The organism is uncultured Shewanella sp. (assembly GCF_947495455.1).
GTDB lineage: Bacteria > Pseudomonadota > Gammaproteobacteria > Enterobacterales > Shewanellaceae > Shewanella.
In genome coordinates this window covers 40,453-65,657 of record NZ_CANLZC010000013.1, presented here as the reverse complement: position 1 = coordinate 65,657, position 25,205 = coordinate 40,453, and the positions used below count along the sequence as shown (strand labels likewise).

The following is a 25,205-nucleotide window of genomic DNA, read 5'->3' as shown; positions in this document are numbered from 1 at the left end:
GTTAATGCTAATAATGGGATAACACGGGCTGATGATAATCAATGCCAAAGGTCCTGCAAGCTTTGCAGAAAAGTATATTGTAAGGTCCATTTGGGACAATAAGTTCCCCCCAGGTTCCATTTTACCCGCCGAAAGAGAGTTGTCTGAATTAATTGGCGTCACTCGAACCACATTGCGAGAAGTATTGCAGCGGCTTGCCCGTGATGGTTGGTTGACGATTCAACATGGTAAACCAACTCGGGTTAATAATTTTTGGGAAACGTCTGGGCTAAATATTTTAGAGACCATTGCAGAATTAAATCCTGATGGTTTTCCCGAGCTCGTCGATCAATTACTGTCAGCAAGAAGTAATGTCAGTGCGATTTATTTTAAAGGGGCCATTCGCAACAATCCTGATAAAGCTGTCGACATTTTGGCGCAGATCCATACATTGGAAGATACGGCACAAGCCTATGCTGATTTTGATTATCAATTACAGCATACATTGGCTTTTTCTTCTGGTAACCCATTATATGTGCTTATTTTAAATGGGTTTAAAGGCCTCTATAGTCGTGTTGGGCGTTATTATTTTTCAAGTTCAGACGCTAGAGCTCTGGCACTGGATTTTTATAAACAATTGGAAGTGTTGGCGCAAAAGGGTAACTATCATGAGGTGACCTCTTTAATGCGTAACTACGGCATTAACAGTGGTGTCATGTGGCAAAGCTTGCGTGAGGATATGCCTTTAGATTTAGGCCAAAGTAATGACTAGTTTTTTTCAATGAATTTAACACATCATAGCGTTCTAGCCGCCAAATAAAGGCGGCTTTTTGTTGCAGAAAAATCAATATTCATAGCGTATTGATTGAGCGATATCACTCATCGGATGATTAAAGTTTATTTATAATGAGTCACTTTTGAACCTGAGTTTGTGTTAGTATTGCGCTTTGCTGTGTGGAAAGAAAGGCGATTCAATAGCGTTAGGCTGTGTGTTTATTCCCGTGACGAGGGGTGAGCGAGTAACGTTATCGAATATCCTTTATTGAGTTGATTTGGTATTCACTCCTATACCAAAGTAACTTATTAAGAGTATTTTGTTGTGATTGTAAAAGATGGAAATTGTCATTAATCCATGTCTTTTAGGGTTCAGAGTACTGTTTTTTTCATGTGTTATCACTCTGGAGTAGAAAGTTCATTTTATCATGCCCTTTGGCATGAGTGATTGATGAGCTATTCTGAGAGGTTAAAATGATTAAGTCGAGCATCAATGCTCCTGTATTTTTTTCATCCGTAATACTGATTTTTTTAATGGTATCGATTGGGGCATTTTGGCCCGAAGAATCTCAAGCTGTTTTCAAATCAATGCAACACTGGCTAGAAGTCAAAACCGGTTGGCTGTATATTCTGGGTGTCGCTGTTTTCCTTATTTTTATTATATTTTTGATGGTTAGCCGCTTTGGTGATATCAAGTTAGGCCCAGATCATGCTGAGCCTGATTACAGCTATAAAAGCTGGATTGCCATGCTGTTTTCTGCGGGCATGGGCATTGGCTTGATGTTTTTTGGTGTTGCAGAGCCTGTCATGCACTACCTTTCGCCGCCCGATACTCCTCCAGAGTCCATTGCTGCGGCAAAAGAAGCCATGAAGATCACCTTTTTTCATTGGGGGATCCATGCGTGGGCGATTTATGCCATTGTCGCACTGAGTTTAGCGTACTTCTCTTATCGTCATAAGCTGCCTTTATTGCCTCGAAGTGCACTTTATCCTCTTATCGGAGAGCGGATATACGGGCCAATGGGCCATGCGGTGGATACCTTTGCAGTATTGGGCACCCTGTTTGGTGTGGCAACATCCTTAGGCTTTGGTGTATTACAACTCAATTCTGGCTTGAATTATTTATTGGGTTGGCCGATTTCCACAACATTGCAAGTATTACTCATTATCGGTATTACCTTTATTGCGACTTTGTCTGTTTTTTCAGGGTTGGATAAAGGGGTTAAACGACTCAGTGAGCTTAACTTAGGTTTAGCCTTTTTATTATTGGTTTTTGTCCTTTTATTTGGTCCAACAGTGGATTTATTACGGGCTTTTGTGCAAAACACCGGTGGCTATTTAAGCGATATTGTAGGGAAAACGTTCAATTTATATGCGTATGAGCAAAAAAATGATTGGCTAGGGGGGTGGACGCTGCTCTATTGGGGCTGGTGGATTTCATGGTCACCTTTCGTGGGGACTTTTATCGCACGCATTTCACGGGGTCGTACCATTAGAGAGTTTCTTGTTGGCGTGTTATTTGTGCCCTCAGCCTTTACTTTTTTATGGATGACAGTCTTTGGTAATACCGCTATTGATGCTATCGCAAATCATGGGGCGTTATATTTAAAAGAGGCGGTCTCATCGGATGTGTCGGTGGCGTTATTTCGCTTTTTTGAATATTTACCTATGCCAACTTTACTGTCAACGATAGGTTTGTGTCTTGTTATCACCTTTTTTGTGACCTCATCGGATTCGGGTTCTTTGGTTATCGATAACCTGACCTCAGGGGGCGATGCTGAAGCCCCCGTATGGCAACGTGTTTTCTGGGCCTTACTTCAAGGTGTGGTGGCATCGGTGTTATTACTGGCTGGAGGACTGCAAGCATTGCAGACGGTGACCATTGCGAGTGCATTACCTTTCTTATTGGTCATGTTATTCATGTGCTTAGGTTTGTATAAAGCACTGAAAGATGATTGGCTTAAACTCAATAGCGTGCAGTCCCATAACACCAGTGTGCAATATGCCAAAGCCAATGTGAGCTGGGAAGAGCGCATCGATGTGCTGGTATGTCACCCTAGTCAAGAAGAGGCACAGTCCTTCTTAAAGGAGGTCGCCGCTCCAGCACTGTCAAAAGCGTGTTCAAGTTTTCAAAAGCGTAATATTCATGCTGAGGTGCGCTATATTGGCGATCGTGTGCGCTTTGTGATCAAAGAAGATGAACAAGATGATTTCGTTTATGGCTTACGTATTCGTGCCCATACCATTCCAAATCCTATTGAAAGTGAGATAGAAGAGGGAGAAGACAGTTATTATCGAGTTGAAGTCTTCTTAGAGCATGGTGGTCAGCATTATGATGTGATGGGGTATACTCAAGAACAATTGCTTGCAGATGTGGTTACACAATATGAGCGATATTTGCATTATTTACATTTATCCAGTTCAGAGTACTTAGGCGAAGAAGCTTAAGCCCTTTTCAGATGTATGAAGGGTGTTTGAATTACTGATCATCTTTCATTAAGAATGCTATTAGAAGACAAAAAACCCTGTGTATGACAATACACAGGGTTTTTTCTTTTAAGCTATTTTTTCAAGTAATTAAAGTCAATGTTATGTCAGTTTCAGTACTGTATTTTATTGAAGATGTTTTACATCTATCTTCAGCTTCTATTCAAGGTATTTTTTAACAAAAAAAACGCCTATTTATTCGTTTTTATTTTTTATAACTCATTCATTCTACATGGCTTATTTTTCCTTTGTTGTGGTGTTGATTTCAAGATTGCTTAAGGAACCCATCATTATTACCAAAAAACGTTACATACATAAAAGATATTTCACGCATTCTTAATCGATTTCATGCTGTATAAAGCAGAAAGAGAATATAACCCGTTATTTTAAAAGGGATATTTAACATTGCCTTAGCATGTTTTACTAAATGTTACTGCTCTTTGCAATGCTTTATACATAGCGCCACAGAGGTAGATCAATGATAAATAAGAAGCGTGTCAACAACAGCCTTAGGGCGACTTGGATCATGGCGGTGGCATTATTACTGCCATTGACGGCATGGAGTGAACAATTTTCTGCCAACTTCAAAGGAGCAGATATTGAAGAATTTATTAATATTGTCGGTAAAAATTTAAATAAAACCATCATTATTGATCCCACTGTGCGTGGAAAAATCAATGTACGCAGTTATGATACATTGAACGAAGAACAATACTATCAATTCTTCTTAAATGTGTTGCAAGTGTATGGTTACGCCGTTGTTAAAGGCGAGAATAACATCATTAAAGTCATTAAAGACAAAGATGCGAAAACCGCGGCCATTAGAGTGGCGGATGATGGTACACCGGGCATTGGGGATGAAATGGTGACTCAAGTGGTGCCCTTGTATAATACAGAGGCAAAACTGCTGGCACCACTGCTTCGTCAGCTCAATGATAATGCCGGAGGTGGGAATGTTGTCAATTATGATCAGTCTAATGTCTTGATGCTGACAGGACGTGCTTCTGTGGTGAATAAGCTAGTGGATATCGTTCATCGCGTGGATAAGCAAGGTGACATTGATACACAAGTGGTGGTGTTGAAGTTTGCTTCTGCCAGTGAAATTGTGCGTATCATCGAAAATCTATACCGCACAACATCCAATCAAGCTCAGCTACCTGGACAAACACCAAAAGTGGTGGCCGATGAGCGGCTCAATGCGGTTGTGGTCAGTGGTGATGAGAAAAGCAGAGAGCGAGTTGCTGCATTAATTAAAAAGTTGGATGAAGACCAAGCCACAACAGGTAATATCAAAGTTCGTTACTTACGCTACGCTAACGCGGAAGATATGGTTGAAGTACTGACCGGCTTTGCTCAAAAATTAACCGACTCTAAGTCGGCGGCGAAATCGGGGAGTAAGTCATCGACAAGTTCACAAGGTCGCAGCGATATTAATATTATGGCGCATGCTGATACTAACGCTTTAGTGATCAGCGCCGATCCTGAACAGATGCGAACCCTTGAGAGTGTGATTGACCAATTGGATATTCGACGGGCACAAGTGCTTGTGGAAGCCATTATCGTTGAAGTGTCAGAAAGTGACTCTGTGGGATTTGGCGTGCAAATGGCCAGTGCAACAGGTATGGCGACCCAGTTTGATAATATTGGTCCCACTATCAGTGAAATTGGGGCGGGGGTCTGGGATGCGCAGTCAACTAGTTCAACCACTTATTATGATGCTTCTACTGGGACTTATACCTACAGTGGTGAAACACAAGGTGATATCAGTACATTAGCGTCTGCTGTTTCTGAGATCAGTGGTATGGCGTGGGGGATTTGGTCTGATGATTTTGGTGCGCTTATTCAAGCTGTGTCCAGCGATACGACTTCAAATGTGCTAGCAACGCCTTCAGTCACGACTTTGGATAACCAAGAAGCGACATTTATTGTGGGTGACGAAGTGCCAGTGATCAGCGGTGCGACCGCGAGCTCAGATAACAGTAACCCTTTTCAAACTGTTGAGAGAAAAGAAGTGGGTGTTAAGTTGAAAGTGACGCCGCTTGTCAATGAAGGCAGCTCAGTGAAGTTAGTGATCGAACAAGAGGTTTCAGGGATCAATGGTAATACGGCTGTGGATGTGACTTTTTCCACAAGGCGATTAACCACAACAGTGATGGCGGATTCTGGCGAAATTGTTGTTCTTGGCGGATTGATCAACGAAGATGTGCAGGAAAGTGTACAAAAAGTGCCTTTCTTAGGCGATCTTCCTTTGATTGGATGGTTGTTTAGTTCATCATCAAGCAGCAAAACGAAGAAAAATCTTATGGTGTTTATTAAACCGACCATCATTCGTGAAGGCATGACGATGCAAGGGATCTCTGGTCGTAAATATAATTACTTCAGAGCATTACAACTTGAGCAAGATGATAAAGGCATCAATTTAATGCCTAACTCAAGTGTGCCTGTATTACCAGAATGGAACATGAGCGATCATATTTCACCTGAAGTGAATGAAGTACTAGAGCGTTATAAACATGGACAAGGATTAGACACTAAAATGCGTGAAACAGACTCGACGCTAAAATCTATTACAGAAAGTAAAGAGAAGGATAAGCAAGAAGCCTTAGAAGAAGCTAACGAAGCTAAGATAAAAGCTGAGCAAGAGGCTTTTGAAAAAGAAGAAGCGCAGAGTCATTAAGTGATGAACAGCAATGCAAGGAGAGCATTGCTGTTCTATTCCCTTGATATTTCCAGCTGCAAGATCCAGCTGGAAGTCGGTATTTTTTCATAGAAAATTAACGGCGGACATTGAAGTTAGGAAAACAGCCTAATGCATTGATGGTTTGATTAATTTCGTGGGTTAATCTGTTCCTTTTCTCAACTAATTCATTGATATAATTAGCTTGTTTATTCACATCTTCAGTGATTTGTGTGGCGTGACGATATTGACTTTCTGATAAGGTTTTATTGTTATAACGCTGATATTGCTGATAGTAATCATCATAGCGTATTTTCTCTTGGTTGATGTCTAAATCAAGGGACTGAATGTTGGCTTTTAGGCTTTTTTCTTGGCTTAACAAGTCATTTTGCCCGAGGTAAAGGGCATTGAGTTGAGCGGGAAGGGTATAGCCTTTTCGGTTATAGTTTGCATCTGCTTGGCTGTCAGGCTGAGGCGAATACATCAAATTATTAGGATCACTATGGTGTCCAAGTCCTAAGGCATGCCCAATTTCATGCATAATGATGTTGGTTACCATGTTTTCATCGCTTTGTACAAATTGCCCTTGGCAATTTCGAGCGCCTAGAGAAATATCTAATACGCAGTGCTTAGGTTTTTCTGCTCCCGTGGATAAGCAAGTGGCTAATCCTAAATGTGTGCTTGAGGCGTATTTTTGCCATTTTATCTCGATACTGGGGTTGTCGGACTCGATAAAGGTGAGACCGGGATTGACCTGCTGCCAATAGAATAAGGCCTTGGATAAGGCTGCAATGGGCAGTTTCTGCTCTGGCAGGTTTTTAATATCATTGATATTTTCAACTGAGTAATAGATCGCTCGAATCTTGTTTTGTTGTGCTTCAGCTTGGACTGGGGACAGGAAAGTGATGGCGAGGGTAAAGCCGACTTTTAAAAAAATATGATGTTTCATGTGCAATACAGCCTTTTGTCAGCGTGAATACTTTTTGCATGTTCAATACCTTGTTGATTTTAGTCTTGATTGCAAATGGGTTAACCTTAGGGGCTTATTTAAAAAATAAATTATAACCATCTGTATTATAAGTCAAAATTATAATATAGATCGAGAGATTGTTCGAGCTCTGCAGAGACGGTTTCAAGGTAAAGCTGAGAGAGTAAATAATAGCGAACCGTCATTTCATATCCAGTATCAAATACGCCCATGCCATATTTAACCATGAGTCTGTCACCTATATAGCCACTGATCGCGACTTTGCCGTCATCATTGGTGTCCAGCTGGACATTTGAGAAGCCCAGTTTTTCAATCAAGCCTGTGGCAGTATTGGTTAGATTACCTATGGTGCTAGTGCCAACCCCCGCTTGCTGACTTAATGTAAACGCCGCGGTGAGCATTAAAGAGTCGTTATCACTGTCAAGGCTTGTACCTTTGAGTATATAGGACAGGATTTCTGCTTGTTCCATTGATGGTGAAGAGAATAATGTTACAATAGGTTTTTTAGGCGTGCCAGTGATACGCACGCCAGCGGTAATATCATCGGTCTTGATTTCTCGAACGGCTTCAATGTTCAAACTGGGCTCATCCATAGAACCGACAAATTGCAACTCGCCAGTATTGATGGTGAGGGTTTGTCCCATAAACTTGTATGTGCCATCGATGATTTTAATTTCTCCGAACAGTTGTGTGGGGTGTTGTTCGGTTTGCTTTAAATTGACCTTGCCTGTTAACCTTCCTGTTAATCCCATGCCCTCAATGTTTAATTGTTCCCCGACTTTCATTTTTAAATTTGCTGTGATCAGCATGGGATTGCTGGCTTTTTCTTGAGTGGCTATGCTGTCTTGAAAGACCACATCTTTGGAAACGGCTACGCCACCTTCAGGCAGTTCAACAAGGGTAATGTCACCACTAGGGGCATCGAGCTCACCTGTGATCTTCATTTCATTATCGGCAATATCAATAACCAGATCTGGCGTCAGCTTGAGAATGGCCAGAGGAGGTTGAATGATGGATAATTGACTGCCTTTCAGTGTGAAATGGGCTTTGGCGCGAGTTTGGGACCAATCAATATAACCTTTTGAATGAGCGGTGCCGTCTCCCATTTTCCATTGACCATTTATGTTTGCTTTTTGTCCTGCTAAGGTGACTTTTAGATTTAAATTGTCAATTAATGTTGGGTTGGCGGCGGTCAATATACTGGCTTCTTTCAAGGTCACATGACCTGATAATATAGGGGAGCTCAGCGTGCCGGCAATCTTGAAATCACTGGAGAGATCGCCACTCAGCGTATCTAATTGTGGAAGAAAATCCGCTAGGGCACTAAGCTTCACTTGATTTAGTTTCACATAGCCTTTTAATTGTCTATCATCAGGGTCAATATTAATGCTGAGTCGACTATTGATACTGGCGATGTTATTCGACTTCAAGATAAGTGTGGTCAGTATTTGCTTGGAATCCAAAAGGGCGTTAAGGTTTATTGCTCCATATTCCATGACCACAGGGGTGTGTTGAGTGTTATTTATTTGAGGGAGCGTTAGAGTGCCTGAAGATAGACTTAATGCCAACTCGCCTGTGGGTTTTGTGTCTTTAGCCCATTTGAATGTGCTTGTCATTTCAGCAAGGCCATTCCATGCCACTTGATTGGGTAATAAAGGCGTCATCAAGGCGCCTAAATTTCCTTGATAATGCAGAGTAAATTGTCCCTTGGTGCCAAAGGTTGAATCCAGGGTTGAACAAAGTGTTCCTTGTGCATCTTTTAAACAAAAAGGGCTGATTTTTCCTTGCTGTTGTGCTTGATCCCAACTGATGGTCATAGGTTTATTTAATTGCGACTTGCCAAGTTTTGAGTCGATTGATAGTTGCTCAATCTTTGCATTGAACGCTTGCGTCTTCAAATTTACATCACTTGTGATTTGGCTGTTGAGTGCGAGATCGCCCAAGGTGGTTATTTGGGTTTTTTGACCTTGAGAGTCACCTTCAATGCGCATATTAGCCGATGTTAGCGTGAGAGTATTAAGGGTGATATTGTCGCCTGATAGCTTGAAGTTAAAGGCATTATTATCAAATAAATCCATGGTTCCAGATAGATTGGCTTTATTTAATGTGCTATTTAGGTAACTGATGTTTTCGGCATTGACTACCGCATTGGCTTGAGGCTGGTTTGTCTCTCCTGTGATATTGATATTGGCATGGATTGCCCCTGCGGCATTAGGATCCCAAAGCTGTAGCTCTGGTATGGATAATTGACCGTTGAGAGACCAGTTATTGGTGACATCACCGTTGAGGGTTAACTGGCTTTTAAATGCGGTAACATTGAGCGTATTTGCACTGAGCTGAAAATCATTGTTAACGAATATATTTCCAGTGAGAGATAAAGGGTAGCTATCGATAGTACCTTCTAGGTTGGCTTTTTCCATTGCGACTTGCCATGTTTCATCGCTGAGATTAATCTTGCCTTTCGTTGAAAACTCTCCCGTTATTTGGCTCATAGGAATGGGATAATTCAAGGTAATATTTAAAGGCGTTAATTCTATTTGACTGATGTCAAGTTTGTTGGTTGAGACATTTGCCTGCCATGCTAAGGCCTGGTTATAAGATAAAGAACCCGTTAATGTGACGTCACCCATTGGACTTTTGGCGTTAAATTCATCAATGTTAAGTGTGTGATTGGCATGAGTGATATTCGTTTTAATGGCCGCTTCAGGTTGAAAAGGGGTGATGATATTGCCTGTTAAGCTTGCTGTTTGTTTGCTTAAGGATCCTTGACTGGTAAAATGAAGATTATGTCCTTGATAAAGTGCGGTATCCAATGGCCAAATAATACTCAGTGCATTAAGGTCAACTTGATAATCTAAAGTTGGCACCGTTAAATTGATCTGTCCTTTAAGGGTTAAATTGGTTTGGCCATTTGCGGTTAAATTGACTTCTAGGTGACTAAAATCATTGGCGACGCTTAAATCAAAGGATTGATTGTTCAGTTTTGGGACTTCTTTGAGTTGGGTTATTTTGCCATTGGCTTCAATATTGATAGGATAGTTTTCTCTGAGTTGCATATCCCCTTTTAGATTGATTTCGCCATCAGTATGGGCGGCAAAAAAACGGTCGACATGAATAAGGTAACTTTGGTAGCTTCCTGTTAATGTGGCTTTGTTAAAATAATCTTGACGTTGACCTAATATCAAGTTGCCTTTGTTTAGGCTAAGTTTGTCAACAAAAACGGGGATGGGCATAAAAACTTGGGGAAGTTTGGCCATGGCCCAATCATTGGCTGTTGTGTTTATTGACTTTGTTTGTGTTGTTTGGGCTTGTGCTGTTTGAGCTTGAGTCTGACTTGAGGCGCCAACTGCTTTTGAAGAGGCTGATTGGATTTTGGTATCGGCCGATGCGTTCCCTAAAGGAATATTGACTTTCCAATCCACCGCACTCATATCATTAACTCGAATGCCTGTGCTTGTCCATTGTGCTTGAGTGTTGAGCTGTTGAACATCAAAGGTCATGTCGTTGACTCTGACATGTATGTTGCGAAGATCAGATTGTGTTAATTGAATGGCTAATGGCAAAATAATGGGACTTTCATCGTCTGTCGTTTGCTCTGTGTTTTTGACCGTTTCGCTGGCGCTTGGCAGCGCATCTGTATCGATATCCACCTTGATTTTATGGGTCGTAAGCTGCTTAACGCACAGCTGACTTTGCAATAGGCATAGAGGTTGCCAAATCACATCAAGATCCATGACCTCCACTTTGATCCCAGGCATTGACCAATGGGCTGAAGATAAGCTTAACCCTTTATTGAGTGTCCCTTTAGCGTAAACGAGGTTGAGGTTAGGAATTAAGCTATTGGCAATATTAAGAGCCAATTGAGTGCCGGGTTGAGTGCCAACCAATGCTGCAAAACAGATCAATATAAACAGAGGAACATAAATGATACTGCGAGAGATGAATTTGAAAGCGCGCCAGCAAAAGCGGGTCAACTTGATTAACATAGAAGGTGATTGAGTTCTATTGTTAGCAGGAGAGGCCTCTGTTTTTGAGGAAGGGGAATTTTTCATAGTTCCGACCCCATCATAATGTGGATCCGCCAGGGGCGTTCTAAGGTATCGTTTTTTTGTAAGCCTATGCCTAAATCCAGTCGGATCGGTCCGATAGGTGAGATCCAAGCAATGCCTGGGCCGACGGAGACTAGGGGGTTAAACTGACCTGTGTCATAAGCATTACCCGCATCAACAAAGAGGGCTCCTCGCCAGCTGGGGGTAAAATAGTATTGATATTCTATACTACCGACAATCAAGTAACGTCCTCCGACAACTTCTCTTATTTGATTGCCGTCTGAGTCCGTATAATCAATATAAGGGCCCAGTTCGTTGTAACTGTAGCCTCGAATGCTTTGATCGCCTCCGGCAAAATAGCGTAACGAAGGAGAAATTTTAGCTAAGTTACTGTCGTCGGTGATATTGATCCCTAAATCTAACCTAGATACAAAACGGTGCTTGGTAAAAAAGGTGTCAATCCATTTAAATTTGGCTTCCATTTTAAGCAGTTCAATGCTTGAGCCCAAGTCGGGATCGCCATAGGCGATAGAATAAGATTGCATCGTGCCTGATTTAGGATCTAAGCTGCTATCCCCTCGAACTGTTTTTGATAGGCTACTGCCGAATAAGATAAATAGAGGATCGTAATTGACATCGGATTGAGTGTATTTCTCTTTTAATGCTTCGAGAGAATAAGAGAAAACCCATTTATCTTTCAATCTATGTTGACGTGCGACGCCAATGAGATATTGGGTCGAGTCAAGTTGGCCCGTATTGTAATATTTTTGACTGCTGGTACTGTATTCTTGTGTGAGTCCATAATAGTCTCGAATAATACCAAATTGAATTTTCAATAAATCATCCAGTGGATCAGTCAATGGAATACTATAGCTTGTGAGGAGCTTAGGCCGATTTAAAGACCATTCAGCCGTGGTGGTTTGTGAATGCCCATAGCGATTAATTTGTGGTGTTTGCCAAGTGACACTGACTCTGGGGTCGATGCTATTATCTGTAGTGTTACCAATATCGGCGCCAAGACCTAATTTAATGGAGTGATCCGGTCGAGGTGAAAGACTCACATTAATGGGAATGACATTATTACTAGCTTGACTCATCAAAGGTAACACTTGAATATTGGAGAAATAGCTTGTATCGAGTAATTTTTGATTGAGTTGATTCAAAGCGCTACTGCTATAAGGTGCGCCTGTTTTGAATGGGATCAGTCGGTTTAATAATACAGGTTCAAGTGTCGACCCCTCAAAAGTGACATCACCTAAACGATATCGGTCACCTGATTGATAGTAAAGATTAATTTTCGCAAGATTTAAATCTCGATTAACAATAATTTGAGATTGAGTATATTGTCCGTCAAAGTAGCCTCGAGCCAGTGCCATTGAGACTAACTGAGACTTCATTTGTTCATATGTGCCTTGATTGAGTATGTCACCTGGTCGTATTTTTAACTGATTAAGCCATTGGTTAAAAATAGGATCGTCTAATAATTCACCTTCAATACGAATATCTATCCATTGCAGGCGGGTGGGTTCGCCTAAGGTCACATCAATATTCAATACCCAAGCTGACTTTTCATCTTGAGTGGTTGTTTGTTTAATGATGCTATGGTAATAACCCATGGATTGTAAGGCGGCATTAATATTGTCCTTTGCATTAAAAAGATAAGCTCGACGCTGAACACTGGATGTGGGGAGTGTGCCTAGGTGGGCTTCAATATTCTTTTTTAATGCCTTATTGACACCAGTGATCTTGAGTTTAAGCCAATCATTGGCTTGAGCTGTCATAGGAATACACATGCTCAATAGCAAGAGTAGAAGAGCTGATATGCCGCTTTGAAAAAGTCTGAACAAAAAAGATCCTTTTATCACTTTAAGAGTCAATGAGGATTAAGTATTGACTGCGTCATATTGGTTTTTTGATTAACCTCTTAATGGTTATCGCGTTTCAAACGCTAATTCATTGGGTGATTTTATCGCGGTTTGAGCATCATATCAATTTTTCACCTTCGGTCTGAATAGCTATAGAGTTTAATTAATAATAATATAAACTTATCGGGCATAAAAAGCGAATAAGATAGCTAAAATAAAGTCCTTTTCATTCTGTTGGTCAGTGTCGATTCAGGTTTTATTTTCTCCTTTTTGATTGAATATTGTCAGCTTTGCTGAAATGGCTTTATTTAGGCTGTTAAGCCATAAAGGTAATTGCATAAACTTAAGTCAAAATCTTAACTAGACTTAAAGAGAGTCTTGATTTTAGGGGAAATGCTATGGATTCTATCAAAGTGAAAGATTATATGGACAGGCGGCCAGTGTTATTAAAGCCTGCAATGTCATTGGCCACCGCTGTCGATTGGTTGCTTGATAACCATAAGTTGGGCGCAGCGGTTGTGGATGAAGAGGAGCGCATCATAGGTTTTTTAACTCAGCAAGATTGTTTAGATGTCATGTTAAAAAGCAGCTATCACTGCGATCTTACTGCGACTGTGGAAGATTGCATGCTCACCGATGTGGTTATTATGACTCCTGAAACCAGTATTCTGGAGGTGGCGGGTCAAATGACAGGCATAAAGCCTAAAGTGTATCCCGTTGTGGAAAATGATCGTGTATTAGGGACCATTAATCGAACTCATGTATTAAAAGCCATTAACCTTTATATGCAACAAAGCTATCTCACTCCTGTTTAACGTCGCAGGGGAATGTGTGAATTTGGTTTTTAAATGAAGACAATAAATAAGTTGTTATGAATGTTATTCATCAATGTCGTATTGTTTATTTTATGATAGCTAATTTGAGCAATATTATTGTGCTAATATTCAACTAATACATTGACTTATAAATTTATTTTGTATACTTTTATTATAGGATTGCAATTAACTTTATTCAACTCAACGATATTTAAGTGGACAAAATGACAGTAAAGGGTGGCATTAAGGAGAGCCAAAGTGAGCAAGTCATGAGAGTGGAGTATGGCGCCGCCAAGCCGACGATCACTATTAGGCAATATTGCACTGCTGATGCGATGTCGACTTGGAAATTGTTCTACCATACTATTCATCATGTGAATAGTATGGATTATTCCCTGAAGCAAGTGACGGCTTGGGCTCCCGATGAGTTCGATTTAAGTGTTTGGCAGCAAAAAATGGATAGGATTGCGCCTTTTATCGCTGAAATTCAAGGCGTCATTGTTGGGTATGCCGATCTTCAAGAAGATGGTTATATCGATCATTTTTTTTGTCATCATGAATATCAAGGCATGGGAGTGGGAAAAGCACTCATGCAGCATATTTTTATGCAGGGTCAGTTAGCGGGGATAATGCGCTTTTATTCTGATGTGAGTCTTACTGCAAAAATGTTTTTTCACCATTTTGGTTTTCAAGTGGATAAGCAACAAGAGGTGCTTATTCGAGGTGAAACATTGACGAATTTCAAAATGGTCAAATTGGTCTAATTTATCTTTCTGTACTGCCAAGTTCGAGGATCTAGGGATGTTATTCATCACCATATTTGAAAGATTAATAAGGAGTATTAATCATGTCGATACAAAGATGGGGCGCCTTAGCAGCATTGACTGAAGCGGTTATTTATCTCTTTGGCTTTATTTGGTTTTTTGCCGTGTTGGATCCCAGTGGTGGTGAGGAGACGACCTGCTCGGTTGCGCCATGTATTGATGATGTAACGACTTCTCTATCTCAAAGCAATATTGCGTTTATGATCAATCATCAAGATAGTTATTTTCTAGGTTACTTAGTGTGCGGGATCCTCTTCAGTTTCGTTTTAATTATTCTTGTTCAAGCGCTTTATCGGCGTTTTAAACACGTGGCGCCTGAATTGATGAGTTTTGCAACAACAGTGGGTTATCTTTGGGCGGCGATTGTGCTTGCCAGTAGCTTGATTTTTTTAACCAGTTTAGAAGCAATAGTTCAGGATTATAGTGTGAACGCTGAGCAAGCTATGACGATTTATCAAAGTGTATCTATAGTGATTGATGCACTGGGTGGCGGCATTGAGCTGGTGGGCGCTTTGTGGGTGTTACTTGTGAGTTATGTGGGATTAAAATACCGAATATTTTATGCTTGGGTACATTTCTGGGGCATAGTGGTGGGTATATCTGGCGTACTGACCCTTTTTTCGGGGTTATCATTTTTATCGACCTTGTTTTTATTTGAAATGATGACTGCAATTTTCGGTTTAGGGCAAATTGTTTGGTTCATTGCTTTGGGTTGTGGAATGTTGATGGAGAGAGGTTCAAGTTCAAGTGTTATAGGGAGTCAGGCATGATAAGTTCAGCTGAGATGACTTTGTCATTAACGCAAATCAGTGACTTAGATTTTGTGATTGAAACAGAACAGCTTTTTGATAATAAAGCGTATATTAGTCAATGGACTCGTGGTGAGCACATTAATACAATTGAGCGAAATGATCGTGAACATTGGTTGATAGCATCGTCAGTGACAGGTGAGAAGCTAGGTTATTTGATCAGTTTTGATTTAACGCAGCAAAATTGTGGAACCTATATTAAACGTATAGCGTTAAACAACAAAGGGCAAGGAATAGGCCGAAAGGCAATAGCCTTATTTTTGCAACATACCTTTTTGAGTATGTCACCTTATGTGTGGCTTTGTGTTTATCCTGAGAATATTCGCGGCCAGCGATGTTACCAAGCATTAGGTTTTTCATCATTAGTGTCATCATCAATACCGTCTCTTGCTGAGAAAGAACGTCATGTGCGTATTGCAGAAAATGCACCTATTGATAATTTTATCTTAATGCATATCGCTAAGTCATCTTATGAGCGTTTAATTGCTTAGGGGGGACTGTCATATTGAGTGAGAAAATGAAATTAATTTTATCTCACGTTATTTTTGGCCTGCGAATGGGGGAGATGAGTATTCGGTAACAGGCTCTATTCACGTTGGGTTAGCACCTCTATGGGCACAGAAATTGAGTCAAATAGGAGTGAGTCAGTCGATCTTTGATGCTTATCAAGCGTCAAAAAGAGGCGGGAAGCTTACTTGCCATGTTATGGGTGATAGAGTGCTTGTTTCAGGTCGGGCGCTGCAGTATCTAGAAGGCGTGCTTGATGTGCCGAATGAACAGGTATAATGCTGATCCGGCATGGGTTGTTTTAATGGGTAATAAGGTCGCTCTTTAAAGTTTGCGCTTCCATGGGCTTCTTTATAACAGATCTTCAACGACATCGAGGCAAATTTCATCAAATTGCGGTAAGTCTTGATTACTTTTTTTGATTTGCTGCATTTTTTCAATTGCTTCGCGAATGTTTAAAGGTAGGGTGTCGCTGGGGGCTTCCTTACCCGGCCAAGCTTTATCACGCGTCGCTTTGTCGGGCCAACGTGAATAGGCAACCCATAAATTATCTTCTCCTTTATGTAGGCAAGATCCAATGGCGCCGCGCTGATCCACAAAATAGTGAGCAACTTGAGTCCAATATGTTTGGTAAATACTCTCTTGTTCAGGGGGTAAACTAAAACGATAGATAACGGCAAACATGGTTTTTCCTCAGTAAACGGAAGCATCACAGGTATATATGAGTATAACAAGAGACTATGGCGTTAATCGTTAATTTTAAGCTTTTGGCGCTTTCCACAAAGCGCCATCTTTATAGCTAAATCAATATAACCTTGATTAAGATAACAAGAATATTGAATGTTTAGTATTTTAATCTCAAGCCTTCTTCAATAAGCGTATAACAATAACTCAAAACAGCATCTTGCTTAATATTTGGTTTTTGTTGATGAATTGATGTTTAATCACCGCACCTACATGAAGGAGAATGAGAGAAAAGAGGAGATAACAGGAGTAGCGATGTAAGAAGAAAAACAATTCACAAATGTTGTCATGGGCTATTAAGGGGTTAATGTATTCAATTTTTCCGAGTAAGGTTACAGGTTTTGTGAGCATAAAAAAACCTGTGACATACACGAAAAACATTAGAAAGTACATCAATGAGTGAACCATATGGGCGACACTGTTTTGTATTGCTGGCAAGCTCACTTGTTGGGGTTCTGCTCTAAAAAAACGCCAAATCCATCTGGGTATAAAAATCAGTGAAGATAGAAAAGCTAATGAGATATTTAAACGGGAAATGAAGTGCCACAATGGAGTGTTTTCTTCGATAATATGTAAACTAAAACCCGCTAGCATAGTGTAAATGATAATACCGGCCATTAGCCAATGAAAAAGTTTTGTCCAAAAATCGTACTTAAAGGCTTTATTTTTATGCTCTAACATGGAATTCCCACTAATTTTTTGAAAATAAACTTAAATGTTTAAGTTTTATCTTGTTTTATTTGTAGTGGAATATGTAGCATAGAGAGTTTGAATGGGAGCTTTCTTGTCATAGAAATGATAAGCGAAAGAGCCAAAAATGTGATTTAACCTGTGCTTGTTTAGGGAAGGTTAAGCTTTCTCTAATCGATTTTAACGCACTAAGGCTTATCCATTTAATCACACCGTGTGTGGTTCATTGTCATAGGGTAGCAAATATAGCGTGCCAGAGTGGCTAAGTGAAAGGCGGTAGAATCAGTCAACCTGAATTCGGGATAAGCAGCGCCGCTTAATAGCACTATTTCTGCCGCTATCTGTGTTGTGCTTTCTACTAATAGCCTGCTATTAGATACGAAATCACGCCTTGATATCGATAAAAATTGAAGTATTAAGCCAAGTTCGAAAATAAAGAATGACCCAATTTCATTCAATTTTTTGATATTAAATGGGTGACCTAACATTTTTGACACTCATTATCCCGAGTTCAGGTTAAGTCAATAACAAAGGAAAGTTATGAAAGCAGTAAACACATCGAAAACATTGGATGCATTACTAAAGCAAGCAGGCAATTATTATCCTGTTTACCGAGGGGGGTTAGCGACCCATTTGCCCATGGTCTTAATTGCATTGCATAGGTTAGGGGCAGCAAATGAAAAATTAGAGCAAGTTTTTCAAATGAGTACTGATAAGCTGACACTTATCGAAAATTTGGAAGAGACCAAGGTTATTGACAATGTCATGGCGCATTTAGGCCAAAGGGCGCAATTTACAGCGTATTTGCAGTATTTTAAACATCAACTGATTAAAGATGGCAGGCAAGCGGTATTAGCGCATTTTTTACCTTTATTAATGCCAGGGCTTGCAGCTTCTGCCTTTCATGCATTAATTCGTTTAGCCTACGGGATTGAGGCAAGCAATGACAATGAAATCGCCATCGCGCTGGCTTATTGGTGCGCTGAGTTTCAAGCCGTGGAAATCAATGAAAGCACGACTTCTGAAACACTCAGCGCTATTATGGCAAGGTTGGCCCCAATAGGCGCTGAGCATAGCTTTAAACCGGGTATTATTGTCGATAGAATGGATGAAGTAGCCAGCTTATTGCGGCAAAGAAAAGCAGTGTGCATGCCAGAAAAACTGCAATTTTCAGATGTCAGGCAATTTTGTCTGCGTGCATTTTATGCCGAGAATGATTTTACGTTATTGCACACGGTAACAGGATGTCATGCTTTCTCATTAGTCATGCCTTATCTTACTGACAATGAAGCGAGTGTCAAAATATTGTGGCGAGCCATATTAGTGGCTTATTTAAGTTCCGGACTGTATTATTCTGACACGAGGACCTATCCTTCTAAAGAGACGAAAGAGCCCACAACGATAGACTTTTCCCCCATTATCGCTCAGGCAATATTATCCTGTGAGCCTCATGTGATTAAATTGGTTTATACCTGCTTTTGTGAATACCAACAAGATCAGGATCCGCTTTACTTTCAGCTGGCTAAAAGGGCCATTTTGGGAGGGTATGATTAGCTTTTCAGGCCTATATGAGATCATTATTGTTTGCTTTTGCTACTTTTGTTTGAATTTCCCGCCATAATTAAGTGACGTTAAGCAATAACAGCAACGGAAATAAGTATTGATGGGATCTGACAGCTATATGTACCAGGTGGGCCAGCAAGGGCAAAGTCGACTTGAGCTTTTACACCGTCTTTATGCGCCTTATAGTTATGACTTTATTAAAACCTTTATTCCATTGAATAAAACAAAGCGTATCTTAGATATTGGATGCGGTGCAGGTTATATGTCGTTCTGGCTGGCAGGTCAAATAGCGGGAGTTGGCACGGTAACGGGTATTGATATTAGCCAAGAGCAAGTAGAAATATTGATAGAGGGGAGCCGTCTACGTGGTTTGAATAATATTCATTACTTACAGCAAGATGCTATGAGTGCTGCACAAACCAGTGCTGATTATGATTTCACCTATACCCGTTTTATGATGGAACATTTAACTGAGCCAATGGCGTTTTTACAGCAGATTAAAGCCAGTAAAGGGGCTAATGATAAGCAAAAAAGGTACTTGATTATCGATGAAGCCATGCATCAAAGTTGGAACAGCTCCCATCACAGGGACTGTTTACAGACTTTTCGGCAGACTCTATTGGCTCTTGGAGACAAATTGGGTGTCGATTTTAATATTGGTCTGAATTTATATTCTTTACTGCACAGTGCTGGATTTAAGAACATTAAGGTGAATTGTGCTCAACCTGTTTTAAATGGGGCGAATAATACACAGATGATCCTTGCGGTATTGGAGGAGTCACGGGATAAATTGATCATGCATCAAGTTATTTCACATGAAAAGCTCAACGCACTCATTGAAAAAATCACCAATATTCCAAGCCATACACTCATTTTTTAGCCAGTATAGTGCAATATTACTGTGAATATTAACAGGATAGATTTTATTCGCTAGGAATCGATAAGGATATCAAAATGAAGTTTATTGTTCAGTTGACTGTATTAATGTCTTGTCTCTCATTATCTGTCCGAGTTTTAGGATTTGATCCCGATAAACATGGGCAGCATACTCAAGCGGCATTAAGCATGTATCTCACTTGTCAACAATACTTTCCTGAAAGATTACCCATACTATTAGATGGCCAAGATAGTAAACAAATGCTGCAAGCGAATATTGGACTTGATGATCTTTCTTTCTCGCGAGCATGGAATTGGCACTTTTATGATGACGGGTTTAATGACAATGAAGGCAAAGCGGGTCATATTCAAAATAATGATTGGGGAATGAAACGTGCTTTACATCCTTATTTTATTGCTCAGTCAAAAAAGTTAGCAGACATGGCAAGTGTAAAAAAATCTCGCAATATTGCATTGGGTCAAGTGATGCACTTAATACAAGATATGGCCGTCCCTGCTCATGTTGCGCCCATATATCATGTTGCTTGGAATAGCGATCCCTTTGATGGTTATCAGCCTTTAACGCCGACAGTCATCAATATCAGTAGAATAAAGTGTGAACAATGGCTAGAGATGCAGAGTAAGAATATGGATATTGATAAGTTAGCCGTTTCACTGCTCAGACAACTAGCCAGCCGCACACGTCAGGCAATATCAGAAAAGAATGAAAAGGGCAGAACTTGGCATGATTACTGGTTGATTTATCCAAATCAAGTGGCGCCAGGTCAACCGGGTTTTACGCGCTATGGCGTGTGTGGTGAAGCCGGGTTTGGTTTAGAGAGCGAAGCCGCTTTATTACCCTATTGCCAAATGACAAAGGAACAATATGATGCTTTTTATCATGCAAGAGTCATCGATAGTGTAGAAACATCATTAAAATTATTGTTTTTGATGAATACCTATCAATGAGGTGGTTCAATGTTATTGAGGAGACAGTTTGCTGACTCTTGCCTTCTTTTATCGTTTATTGAACTGGTTTTTATTCTTGATTGCTTGCGATAATTTTCTCCAATGCCATCAAAAAGTCAATCCCGTTGGGAGAACCAAAACCTGTGGTTAAATCCCAACCGACTGAGGTGGGATAACCTTCAATGTCTCCAAATGCCACTTCACCGCTGTCTAAAAGGGTAAATCTTTGGTTGTTGATCAGCATACCAGCAAGTACTGAACCTTGATTGATGGGAATGATATCATTATAGGCATGACTATCTTCTATCTGGTATAGCCAAGGGGTGTATAGGCCGATGTTATCGAACCCTTGCTGTGATAGATATTGATGACAAAGCGCAAAAAAAGCGGTGACTTGTGGCGATCCCATGCTGGTACCGGCATTGACGAACCAGTTGCCATCATAATAAGTAAACAGACCACCGTTAAACCCTGCATGCCAAGCGAGATCTGGATAACCTCGTCCAGAGATTTGTGCATTATTGAGTGCATTGCTATCTATGATATGACTGACGTTTTGTTGCCAATCTGGCACATCAAAAATTTGGCTGATCCCGCCTCCGGTCGCCGCCGTAAGCCAGGCGGCATTCCATACGCTTTCTAGGCGCTGCATTGGGTTTGAGTTAATATGGAAATAATCCGGATTCTTATCACCAGAGTCCAAATAAGGGATGTTACTTAAGGGATCCCAAGACCAAGCGTATTGTAAAAAAGTGCCGCCAACTGAGATAACATAAGGGCTTGAAGCAGGATAGACTGCGGTGATTGCATCGGTGCGATTATCGCTTCCCCACGTGCCGGCAGGGGCAAAAAAGTTAAGACCTTTATCGGTTCCTTGTTTAAATGCGGCTTCAAAAGCATCGATATCATCATCGGAATAATGTGTTTCCGCATTACTAAAAGTGAGTGAAACTACGCTGCCACTACTGGCATGATCTATCGCATAATGAATAGCATCGAGTAAATCTGATGAGTCATCACTTAATGCGACTATCATAGTGATATTGGCATCGGGGGCAATGGCATGGGACCATTGGCTATCGACACTGGATTGTATGGCCCATGAAGGGGCATCCTCATCATCATAATCGGGTGTACCAAAGGGGAACTTAACATTAATCTCGGGTAATGCTCTTTCAGGAAAATAAGCATGATGAAAGACGATAAGATCCTCTTTCACCGATGGGCTAGCGTAGGCATCAATGAGGATGATGTGTTGTTTTTGACCTGTGATCCCTAACTGATAGATAGGATTAAGTCGATAAGCGTCATGAATATTTTGAGGCGTGTAGCATTGAATATGAGATTCAATCGTTAAGCTGCCATCACGGTTATAATCGGGGGCAAGGCAAGCCGATGAGTTCTCCTCGTTACAGCCTAAAAGTAACAGGCACAGAATGAGGACCAGATATTGACAGTGATAATGAAAAGTGAATAAGGGATAATGTTTTATTGGCACTCTCGTTTCCTCACGGTCATATTATTGATGTTTGATTATAGACTTGAAATTTTCATGAATTCGGTTTAAGGCTTTTTAGTACAATGATTTTGGGAATATGGGCTAGGTGAAAGGAATGAAAAATAGTTATTTAGTGATATTAGTGTGGTTACTTTCTGGGTGTTTAGGCATGCCAAAAAATATGACACCCGTGAAAGATTTTGATGTCAATCGATATTTGGGCACTTGGTATGAAATTGCACGATTAGATCATTCATTTGAACGCGGCTTAACCCAAGTCACAGCGCAATATACCCTGCGGGATGATGGTGGTGTAAATGTGATAAATCGTGGTTTTTCACCTAAAAATGATGAATGGAAAGAAGCGCAGGGGAAAGCTTATTTTGTACAAGCAAGGGATGAAGGCTATTTGAAAGTCTCTTTCTTTGGTCCTTTTTATGGCTCTTACGTGATTTTTGATTTATTGCCTCAAACACAGACTCAGCAAGATTATCAGTATGCTTTTGTATCAGGGCCGGATCTTTCTTACTTGTGGTTACTTTCTCGCGCGCCAACAGTGCCTTCAAAGGTGTTAACAGATTTTATTGCTCAATCAAAGGCCTTAGGTTTTGATACCCGTGAGTTGATTTTGGTTGATCAAGACAAGCAATAAAATGTGAATAAAAACAGCTGTGAATCGCTGTGAATCACGGCTGTTTTTATTTATTGGTCATCGGCTTAGCTTATCTCTATTAAGAAAGATTTCTATTAAGAAAATGTTACTTAGAAATTAGCCGATTTGGCCGCGCGAGGGAAAGGGATCACGTCGCGAATATTGGCCACACCTGTGACATATGAAACAAGACGTTCAAATCCTAAACCAAAGCCTGCGTGAGGCACTGTGCCATAGCGGCGAAGATCTCGGTACCACCAGTAGTCTTCTTGATCTAGCTCCATTTCAGCAAGGCGAGCATCCAGTACGTCTAAACGCTCTTCACGTTGCGCGCCGCCAATGATTTCACCAATACCCGGGGCGAGTACATCCATAGCGGCAACGGTTTTGCCATCGTCATTTAAACGCATATAAAAGGCTTTGATGTCTTTAGGATAGTTTTTAACCACAACTGGTGCCTGAAAGTGCTCTTCAGCTAAGTAGCGCTCATGCTCAGATTGCAGATCGATCCCCCACTCAACATCAAACTCAAACTTTTTACCGCAGTTTTTCAAGATCTCAACGGCATCGGTATAATCCACTTGAGCAAAGTCACTATTGACAAAAGATTCAAGGCGTTCAATGACAGTTTTATCGACACGTTGCGTAAAGAATTCAAGATCGTCGCGGCGCTCTGCGAGTACGGCTTTAAAGCAATACTTTAACATGGCTTCAGCAAGGGCGGCGGCATCTTCCAGATCGGCAAAAGCCACTTCAGGTTCAACCATCCAAAACTCAGCCAAGTGGCGGCTAGTATTAGAATTTTCAGCGCGGAAAGTGGGGCCAAAAGTGTAAATTTTAGATAAGGCGCTGGCATAGGTTTCGCCGTTTAGCTGACCCGATACGGTTAAGAAAGATTCTTTACCGAAAAAGTCTTCGCTGTAATCCACTTTGCCATGTTCATCACGAGGTAAATTTTCAAAGTCTAAGGTGGAGACTTTAAACATTTCTCCGGCACCTTCACAATCAGATGCGGTAATAAGTGGCGTCGATACCCAAATAAAACCTTGTTCGTTGTAAAAACGATGGATAGCTTGGGATAAACAGTTACGCACGCGTGCTACAGCGCCAATAATATTGGTTCTTGGGCGCAGATGTGCCAATTCACGTAAATGTTCAATGGAGTGACGTTTGGCGGCCATTGGATAAGTGTCTGGATCGTCTACCCAACCTGTGACTTCGACTTTTGTGACTTGTAATTCAAAAGACTGGCCTTTGCCGGGTGAATCCACCACTTCACCTGTCATGATCACAGAGCAACCTGCGGTTAATTTTAAGACTTCGTCATTGTAATTGACTAAATTATTAGGCACTACACCCTGAATAGGGTCAAAGCAAGAACCATCATAGACAGATAAAAATGAAATTCCAGCTTTAGAATCACGACGGGTTCTTACCCATCCGCGTACCGTGATTTGCGATCCAATCGCAAAGTCACCCTTAAATACAGAAGCGACAGATGTAATGCTCATTGTTGCTCAGTTCTCCAACGAAAAGTGTTAATCAAAATAGGATTGCCCATCTTACTCTGCTGAGGGCATTTCTCAAGTGTAAACTGAGGTAAGTTGCAATAAGAGGACAGATATTAGGTTTATTATACAAAAAACTGCAATAAAACAGTGGATATATTATCCTTTCCTCATTGCTTATCCTTTATTGGTGCTTTGGTGATACTGAAAGTGAAATGAGAAGATGAGCAAAATGAGCAATAATTTCGTTAATGCGAGTTTAAATGTTGGCAGAGTAGCTCAATAATGGCTGCCGTTGCCCCCCAGATGAGATGATGTCGATAAGGAATAAAATAGACGGGATAAGTCTGCCCCTTTCGAGAAAAAGGCTGCATTTTTCTGTGAGTTTTATTCAGTAAATACGATAATGGAACGGTAAAATATTCAGCAACTTCCGCTGCATCGATTTGAGGTGTGAAAGGCGCCTTAATGATGCCAAGTACGGGAGTGATCTCAAAGCCTGTGAGGGTATGTTGCGCAGGAAACTGTCCTATGATGTCAATATTTTCCGCAGGTAGACCAATTTCTTCTTTGGCTTCTCTTAAGGCCGTATCGATTAGGTTGCTGTCACTTTGCTCCACTTTGCCACCGGGAAAGCTGACTTGCCCTGGATGGGCGCGTAAATGAGTGGGTCTGCGGGTGAAGATCAGGTGGAGTTCCTTGTTTATGAGCTGCAAGGCCAGTAGCACTGCTGCAGGTGTTAAGGGAGTATTAACAACTAAAGGATGAGGGGAGGGAAGTCTATGCACATGATAGCGCAATGTAAATTCATTTAATGTCATTTGCACATGCTTATTGCGGCGATGAGCGTGCTGTTAAGGTTTAAATTAACTAAAATGCTATTCATTTTGTGTCCTCATTACTTCACTCAGCACTATTATCGCCTAAATTC

Annotated in this window: 19 protein-coding genes and 1 pseudogene; 12 read left to right on the top strand and 8 right to left on the bottom strand. The window is 40.8% G+C overall.

Annotated features, from left to right (window positions below; translation table 11 throughout):
- Positions 1-31 precede the first annotated feature (31 nt).
- The 3 genes from fadR to gspD all read left to right on the top strand — a co-directional run bounded on the left by fadR (position 32) and on the right by gspD (position 5,917).
- Positions 32-751 carry a fatty acid metabolism transcriptional regulator FadR gene (gene fadR / locus Q0791_RS06010; protein WP_299003785.1) on the top strand — a complete coding sequence of 240 codons (720 nt, stop codon included), beginning with the start codon at positions 32-34 and terminating at the stop codon, positions 749-751.
- A gap of 476 nt (positions 752-1,227) precedes the next feature.
- On the top strand, positions 1,228-3,201 hold the full coding sequence (locus Q0791_RS06005) for a BCCT family transporter (RefSeq protein ID WP_299003783.1): 1,974 nt from the start codon (positions 1,228-1,230) through the stop codon (positions 3,199-3,201).
- Between the two features lie 565 nt (positions 3,202-3,766).
- Positions 3,767-5,917 (top strand): type II secretion system secretin GspD, encoded by a 2,151-nt coding sequence (gene gspD, locus Q0791_RS06000; protein ID WP_299003815.1) that lies wholly within the window; start codon positions 3,767-3,769, stop codon positions 5,915-5,917.
- Positions 5,918-6,014: 97 nt separating this feature from the next.
- Here the strand turns inward: gspD and Q0791_RS05995 are convergent, their stop codons facing one another.
- From Q0791_RS05995 to Q0791_RS05985, 3 genes are all read right to left on the bottom strand, one after another.
- A complete protein-coding gene (locus Q0791_RS05995; RefSeq protein WP_299003781.1) occupies positions 6,015-6,866 on the bottom strand; it encodes a matrixin family metalloprotease in 852 nt (283 codons plus the stop codon).
- Between the two features lie 125 nt (positions 6,867-6,991).
- Entirely contained in the window at positions 6,992-10,957 is a 3,966-nt protein-coding gene (locus Q0791_RS05990) for a translocation/assembly module TamB domain-containing protein (protein WP_299003779.1), read from the bottom strand.
- Positions 10,954-12,801 (bottom strand): autotransporter assembly complex family protein, encoded by a 1,848-nt coding sequence (locus tag Q0791_RS05985; protein WP_366942484.1) that lies wholly within the window; start codon positions 12,799-12,801, stop codon positions 10,954-10,956. Before Q0791_RS05985 ends, Q0791_RS05990 begins: the two co-directional genes overlap by 4 nt.
- Positions 12,802-13,217: 416 nt before the next feature.
- On the opposite strand from Q0791_RS05985, the gene Q0791_RS05980 reads away from it, so the two are divergent.
- The 5 genes and pseudogenes from Q0791_RS05980 to Q0791_RS05960 form a co-directional block, all read left to right on the top strand.
- Positions 13,218-13,634: a CBS domain-containing protein gene (locus tag Q0791_RS05980; protein ID WP_299003776.1), complete on the top strand. Its 417-nt coding sequence runs from the start codon at positions 13,218-13,220 to the stop codon at positions 13,632-13,634.
- A 224-nt stretch (positions 13,635-13,858) separates the two neighbouring features.
- On the top strand, positions 13,859-14,398 hold the full coding sequence (locus tag Q0791_RS05975; protein WP_299003775.1) for a GNAT family N-acetyltransferase: 540 nt from the start codon (positions 13,859-13,861) through the stop codon (positions 14,396-14,398).
- An 83-nt stretch (positions 14,399-14,481) separates the two neighbouring features.
- The gene (locus Q0791_RS05970; protein WP_299003774.1) at positions 14,482-15,228 is read left to right on the top strand and encodes a DUF4386 family protein; all 747 of its coding nucleotides are present in this window, start codon (positions 14,482-14,484) and stop codon (positions 15,226-15,228) included.
- Positions 15,225-15,758: a GNAT family N-acetyltransferase gene (locus Q0791_RS05965; RefSeq protein ID WP_299003773.1), complete on the top strand. Its 534-nt coding sequence runs from the start codon at positions 15,225-15,227 to the stop codon at positions 15,756-15,758. The genes Q0791_RS05970 and Q0791_RS05965 overlap by 4 nt, the downstream gene beginning before the upstream one ends.
- 34 nt (positions 15,759-15,792) lie before the next feature.
- A pseudogene (locus Q0791_RS05960) lies at positions 15,793-16,053 on the top strand (PhzF family phenazine biosynthesis protein); the annotation flags it as partial.
- Positions 16,054-16,125: 72 nt separating this feature from the next.
- Here the strand turns inward: Q0791_RS05960 and Q0791_RS05955 are convergent.
- Together Q0791_RS05955 and Q0791_RS05950 are read right to left on the bottom strand one after the other, a co-directional pair.
- Positions 16,126-16,458, bottom strand: a complete 333-nt coding sequence (locus Q0791_RS05955) for an antibiotic biosynthesis monooxygenase (protein WP_299003772.1) — start codon at positions 16,456-16,458, stop codon at positions 16,126-16,128.
- Positions 16,459-16,665: 207 nt separating this feature from the next.
- On the bottom strand, positions 16,666-17,199 hold the full coding sequence (locus Q0791_RS05950; RefSeq protein ID WP_299003771.1) for a cytochrome b/b6 domain-containing protein: 534 nt from the start codon (positions 17,197-17,199) through the stop codon (positions 16,666-16,668).
- Between the two features lie 549 nt (positions 17,200-17,748).
- Between Q0791_RS05950 and Q0791_RS05945 the strand changes: the two genes are divergently transcribed.
- The 3 genes from Q0791_RS05945 to Q0791_RS05935 all read left to right on the top strand — a co-directional run bounded on the left by Q0791_RS05945 (position 17,749) and on the right by Q0791_RS05935 (position 20,616).
- Positions 17,749-18,762, top strand: a complete 1,014-nt coding sequence (locus Q0791_RS05945) for a questin oxidase family protein (RefSeq protein WP_299003770.1) — start codon at positions 17,749-17,751, stop codon at positions 18,760-18,762.
- Positions 18,763-18,871: 109 nt separating this feature from the next.
- Entirely contained in the window at positions 18,872-19,651 is a 780-nt protein-coding gene (locus Q0791_RS05940) for a bifunctional 2-polyprenyl-6-hydroxyphenol methylase/3-demethylubiquinol 3-O-methyltransferase UbiG (RefSeq protein WP_299003812.1), read from the top strand.
- Positions 19,652-19,725: 74 nt separating this feature from the next.
- Complete coding sequence (locus Q0791_RS05935) at positions 19,726-20,616, top strand: hypothetical protein (protein ID WP_299003769.1); 891 nt, start codon at positions 19,726-19,728, stop codon at positions 20,614-20,616.
- A gap of 70 nt (positions 20,617-20,686) precedes the next feature.
- Here the strand turns inward: Q0791_RS05935 and Q0791_RS05930 are convergent, their stop codons facing one another.
- The gene (locus Q0791_RS05930; RefSeq protein ID WP_299003767.1) at positions 20,687-22,114 is read right to left on the bottom strand and encodes a S53 family peptidase; all 1,428 of its coding nucleotides are present in this window, start codon (positions 22,112-22,114) and stop codon (positions 20,687-20,689) included.
- Positions 22,115-22,229: 115 nt separating this feature from the next.
- On the opposite strand from Q0791_RS05930, the gene Q0791_RS05925 reads away from it, so the two are divergent.
- The gene (locus tag Q0791_RS05925; RefSeq protein WP_299003765.1) at positions 22,230-22,766 is read left to right on the top strand and encodes a lipocalin family protein; all 537 of its coding nucleotides are present in this window, start codon (positions 22,230-22,232) and stop codon (positions 22,764-22,766) included.
- A 110-nt stretch (positions 22,767-22,876) separates the two neighbouring features.
- Here Q0791_RS05925 and asnS read toward each other — a convergent pair whose 3' ends face one another.
- A complete protein-coding gene (gene asnS / locus Q0791_RS05920; RefSeq protein ID WP_299003762.1) occupies positions 22,877-24,277 on the bottom strand; it encodes an asparagine--tRNA ligase in 1,401 nt (466 codons plus the stop codon).
- Between the two features lie 245 nt (positions 24,278-24,522).
- Positions 24,523-25,095 (bottom strand): CoA pyrophosphatase, encoded by a 573-nt coding sequence (locus Q0791_RS05915; protein ID WP_299003760.1) that lies wholly within the window; start codon positions 25,093-25,095, stop codon positions 24,523-24,525.
- Between the last annotated feature and the right edge of the window lie 110 nt (positions 25,096-25,205).

Coding starts and splice junctions, on each gene's coding strand:
- Q0791_RS05990 (WP_299003779.1), bottom strand. CDS start 10,957: ATGAAAAATTCCCCTTCCTCAAAAACAGAGGCCTCTCCTGCTAACAAT.
- Q0791_RS05925 (WP_299003765.1), top strand. CDS start 22,230: ATGAAAAATAGTTATTTAGTGATATTAGTGTGGTTACTTTCTGGGTGT.
- Q0791_RS06005 (WP_299003783.1), top strand. CDS start 1,228: ATGATTAAGTCGAGCATCAATGCTCCTGTATTTTTTTCATCCGTAATA.
- Q0791_RS05980 (WP_299003776.1), top strand. CDS start 13,218: ATGGATTCTATCAAAGTGAAAGATTATATGGACAGGCGGCCAGTGTTA.
- Q0791_RS05955 (WP_299003772.1), bottom strand. CDS start 16,458: ATGTTTGCCGTTATCTATCGTTTTAGTTTACCCCCTGAACAAGAGAGT.
- Q0791_RS05950 (WP_299003771.1), bottom strand. CDS start 17,199: ATGTTAGAGCATAAAAATAAAGCCTTTAAGTACGATTTTTGGACAAAA.
- Q0791_RS05975 (WP_299003775.1), top strand. CDS start 13,859: ATGACAGTAAAGGGTGGCATTAAGGAGAGCCAAAGTGAGCAAGTCATG.
- Q0791_RS05945 (WP_299003770.1), top strand. CDS start 17,749: ATGAAAGCAGTAAACACATCGAAAACATTGGATGCATTACTAAAGCAA.
- Q0791_RS05915 (WP_299003760.1), bottom strand. CDS start 25,095: ATGACATTAAATGAATTTACATTGCGCTATCATGTGCATAGACTTCCC.
- gspD (WP_299003815.1), top strand. CDS start 3,767: ATGGCGGTGGCATTATTACTGCCATTGACGGCATGGAGTGAACAATTT.
- asnS (WP_299003762.1), bottom strand. CDS start 24,277: ATGAGCATTACATCTGTCGCTTCTGTATTTAAGGGTGACTTTGCGATT.
- Q0791_RS05935 (WP_299003769.1), top strand. CDS start 19,726: ATGAAGTTTATTGTTCAGTTGACTGTATTAATGTCTTGTCTCTCATTA.
- Q0791_RS05965 (WP_299003773.1), top strand. CDS start 15,225: ATGATAAGTTCAGCTGAGATGACTTTGTCATTAACGCAAATCAGTGAC.
- Q0791_RS05995 (WP_299003781.1), bottom strand. CDS start 6,866: ATGAAACATCATATTTTTTTAAAAGTCGGCTTTACCCTCGCCATCACT.
- Q0791_RS05970 (WP_299003774.1), top strand. CDS start 14,482: ATGTCGATACAAAGATGGGGCGCCTTAGCAGCATTGACTGAAGCGGTT.
- Q0791_RS05940 (WP_299003812.1), top strand. CDS start 18,872: ATGGGATCTGACAGCTATATGTACCAGGTGGGCCAGCAAGGGCAAAGT.
- fadR (WP_299003785.1), top strand. CDS start 32: ATGATAATCAATGCCAAAGGTCCTGCAAGCTTTGCAGAAAAGTATATT.